The organism is uncultured Campylobacter sp., assembly GCF_937997465.1.
GTDB lineage: Bacteria > Campylobacterota > Campylobacteria > Campylobacterales > Campylobacteraceae > Campylobacter_A.
The window spans coordinates 1-2742 of record NZ_CALKTQ010000058.1; the positions used below are offsets into that span (position 1 = coordinate 1).

Genomic DNA, 2742 nt, shown 5'->3' on the forward strand with positions numbered 1-2742 from the left:
AGATGGAGAAGCACGACGAAGTGCTGCGTGAGAAAAACGACTACATCTCAAGCGTCTATGAGGAGCTTGCAGGCGAAGTCACAGACGAAAAGCTACTACTAGCCATGGTGGCAAATCAAATTTTAGAGGGCATTTACTTTTACAGCGGCTTTACGGCGATTTATGCTCTGGCACGTGCTGGCAAGATGCTAGGCAGCGCGCAGATGATTCGCTTTATCCAGCGCGACGAGATCACGCATTTGCTACTTTTCCAAAATATGATAAACAGCGTTCGCACCGAGCGCCCGGATCTTTTCACGCCTGAAACCGAGGCAAAAATTTACGATATGTTTGAGCGTGCGGGCGAGCTTGAGATCAAATGGGGCAAATACATCACGCAAAACCAGATCATGGGCTTTACCGACGACATCATCGAGCAATACATCCGCTACCTCATCGATCAGCGCCTAGTCGCGATCGGCCTAAAACGCCGCTACAACGTCCCTCATCCGATCAAATGGGTCGATGATTTTGCTAAATTTAACGACCAAAAGTCAAATTTCTTTGAGGCAAAAGTGACCAACTATAGCAAAGGAAGCATCAGTTTTGACGACTTTTAGTCCAAATTTATACCCTATCGTCCTAACTGCGCCAACCTGCCAGCAAAGACAGGACGAACTACTAGAAAAAATCGCCGCCGCGCCCAGAAACTCGGTCATCTTAGCCAGCGAGCTATGTGTGAGCGGGTATGATTTCGATGGATTTTTTAGCGGCGCAAACCGCGCTATGCTGGGCGGTTCGATCGGCAGTTTCGACGCCATACTTTTTGAAGCGCTACAAGAAGCGCTCAGTCCCGATAAATTCCTCGGTCTCACTCATCTAACGAGCCTAAACCGCGCTAAAGGTCTAGCACAAATTTCAATCACGCAGGCGCAAAAAAACGAAATTTACAACGAATTTATCCTGCTAAACAGCCAAAACGTCTTTTACACGCAAAATAAATCAAAACTTTTTTGCCCAAATTTAGAGCATGAAATTTTCGCCTCAGGCGACGAGTCGGCGATAAAGCCTTTTGATTTTAAAGGGTTAAAAATCGGCGTTCTCATTTGCTTTGAGCTTAGATTTGCCCATCTTTGGCAGCAGCTAAAGGGCTGCGATATCATCCTCGCGCCCGCAATGTGGGGCAAGGCGCGCGAGGACGCATATCTTACGCTTTGCAAGGCCTTAGCGCTTGCTAACAGCTGCTACGTCGTGGCCGCAAGCTCGCTTGATTTAGAGTTTTCGGGCGTATTTTTGCCGAGCGGCGAATTTGCGAAAGAGGCTAAATTTGACTCAAATTTGATCCTTGAAACCAAACGAAATTTGGGGCTTTTATGACCGCTCTAGAAAAATCAAAATGCGCAAACATGGCCGATGAGATCGGCGATATACTCACTCTGACGCCCTCGCTTTACAAGGCTCTTTGCGACACGCCGCGCGAGATCTTTGCGCCCGTCACTCGCCACGCATACAGCCTAGACGCTCAGCCCATCGGCGGCAATCAATGGATCAGCTCGCCGCTAACGGTCGCCAAAATGACGCTAGCGCTTGAGGCCGAAGATATCGACAACGCCCTAGAGATCGGCTGCGGTAGCGGCTATCAGGCAGCTATTTTGTCGCATTTGGCGCACAGGGTTTTTAGCGTCGAACGCATCGAAAAGCTCGCGAGCGAAGCCAAAAAACGCTTTGAGGCGCTTAAAATCCACAACGTCCACGTGCGTTTTGACGACGGAAACGTCGGTTGGAAAAGCTACGCGCCATACGACAGAATTTTACTCTCGGCGGCGACGCAACAGGTGCCACAGACGCTTTTTAATCAGCTAAAAAACGGCGGCATTTTAGTAGCTCCTATCAAAAAAGACGGAAAACAGTTTATCGTCAAATTTACAAAGGACGCTCGCGGCGAGATAACGCAAAGAGCACTTGACGAGTGCTTATTCGTGCCACTTTTAGGCGGGATAGAGTAGCGCGGTTCGTCAAATTTGACGCCGTTATTTTATGAGTGCGGTTTTTAAATTTGACTACGTAAACCACCTCGCCGCGAAATTTAGCCATGCGTTAAACCTAAAACTGTATAATCATCGCACAAATTCTTAGCAAAGGAGCTAAAATGGCAACAGATCGCGAGTTGGTTAATTTCTCAGAGGAACACGAGCTAAACACGGTGCTAGCAAGACACGGCAAGGCTCAAAGCATCGCAAACCGCGAGGTGCTTTGCGAGCTTGGCAAAGAGTGCAAAGAAAAACTAGGCAAAAGAGTGCTAACGCAAGACGAATTTGACGAGTTTTTAAAGCCCGTTTTAAATCGCTTGGAGAATAAAAGAGCTTAAATTTCGGGGGCCTTCCCCGAAATTTCTATCAAATTTTCTAGTTAGATATTCTGCCATTTTTAAATTTATTTCTTTACATCACTATAAAAATCTCCAAATTTGCCAAATTTAATGCTCGCTTTGGTTAAATTTGACTTCAAATTTAAAAACCCGCCAAAACGAACAAAATATCGCCAAAATCCCAACGCGGCAAATTTAATATTAGCATAAATTCGGCGCAGTTCCGAGAGAAAATAATCCAAACCCAAACCGCACCGAATTTAACCGAGCTACGCCCTAAAAATGCACTTTAAATTTCGCCCAAAAGCTTCTGCCCGGCTCATAAAGCCTCGTGCCGTTCGGGATAGTCTCGTAGCCTGCGATACCGCCGCCGTAGCCGCCTTTTGAGTTATGAT

Annotated in this window: 4 protein-coding genes; all 4 read left to right on the forward strand. The window is 46.9% G+C overall.

What is annotated here, in order from left to right; all coding sequences use genetic code 11:
• The coding region (locus Q0546_RS01705; RefSeq protein ID WP_298789959.1) for a ribonucleotide-diphosphate reductase subunit beta at window positions 1–599 on the forward strand (599 nt) is incomplete at its 5' end.
• On the forward strand, window positions 586–1356 hold the full coding sequence (locus Q0546_RS01710; protein WP_298789961.1) for a carbon-nitrogen hydrolase family protein: 771 nt from the start codon (window positions 586–588) through the stop codon (window positions 1354–1356). The genes Q0546_RS01705 and Q0546_RS01710, both read left to right, overlap by 14 nt.
• Complete coding sequence (locus Q0546_RS01715; protein WP_298789963.1) at window positions 1353–1985, forward strand: protein-L-isoaspartate(D-aspartate) O-methyltransferase; 633 nt, start codon at window positions 1353–1355, stop codon at window positions 1983–1985. Before Q0546_RS01710 ends, Q0546_RS01715 begins: the two co-directional genes overlap by 4 nt.
• Before the next feature lie 143 nt (window positions 1986–2128).
• Window positions 2129–2347: a hypothetical protein gene (locus tag Q0546_RS01720; RefSeq protein ID WP_002950945.1), complete on the forward strand. Its 219-nt coding sequence runs from the start codon at window positions 2129–2131 to the stop codon at window positions 2345–2347.
• The last annotated feature ends 395 nt before the right edge of the window (window positions 2348–2742 follow it).

Excerpts from the sequence above, each read along its gene's own strand:
- Q0546_RS01715 (WP_298789963.1), top strand. The coding sequence starts at position 1,353 with ATGACCGCTCTAGAAAAATCAAAATGCGCAAACATGGCCGATGAGATC.
- Q0546_RS01720 (WP_002950945.1), top strand. The coding sequence starts at position 2,129 with ATGGCAACAGATCGCGAGTTGGTTAATTTCTCAGAGGAACACGAGCTA.